The 415-nt window shown below is 64.3% G+C and carries 1 protein-coding gene; it reads left to right on the top strand.

Annotation, left to right across the window (positions count from 1 at the left end; all coding sequences use genetic code 11):
- Window positions 1-118: 118 nt before the first annotated feature.
- On the top strand, window positions 119-412 hold the full coding sequence (locus tag KDL01_RS42345) for an MTH1187 family thiamine-binding protein (RefSeq protein ID WP_212534329.1): 294 nt from the start codon (window positions 119-121) through the stop codon (window positions 410-412).
- Window positions 413-415: the final 3 nt, after the last annotated feature.

The raw sequence follows: 415 nt of genomic DNA, 5'->3' as shown, positions 1-415 counted from the left end.
GTTGAGGGGGCGTGCGGGGGAATCTGACGCGGCGACGGTTCTTGTCGGTCGTCCGGGTTAGAGTCGATCTCGACACGACAAGGTCAACACGACAAGGCACGAAAGTCAGGGAGCAATCATGCTGATCGCCTTCTCCGTCACGCCCATCGGGGCCGGTGAGGATGTCGCCGAGCCGGTCGCCAAGGCCGTCAAGGTGGTGCGCGCCTCGGGGCTGCCCAATCGTACGGATTCGATGTTCACCACGATCGAGGGCGAATGGGACGAGGTGATGGACGTCGTCAAGCGGGCGTGCGAGGCCGTGCAGGAGGACTGCGGGCGAGTGAGCCTCGTGCTGAAGGCGGACATCCGTCCGGGCGTGGTGAACGCGATGACGGTGAAGGTGGAGAAGGTGGAGCAGCTCCTGGCTGAGTAACGG

This window comes from Actinospica durhamensis (assembly GCF_018139695.1).
GTDB classification, from domain to species: Bacteria; Actinomycetota; Actinomycetes; order Streptomycetales; family Catenulisporaceae; genus Actinospica; species Actinospica durhamensis.
The sequence above is the reverse complement of the archived record's forward strand: the minus strand, read 5'-3'. Positions and strand labels throughout refer to the sequence as shown.

Bases quoted from the DNA above. Each gene is read 5' to 3' on its own strand.
- KDL01_RS42345 (WP_212534329.1), top strand. From the start codon at position 119: ATGCTGATCGCCTTCTCCGTCACGCCCATCGGGGCCGGTGAGGATGTC.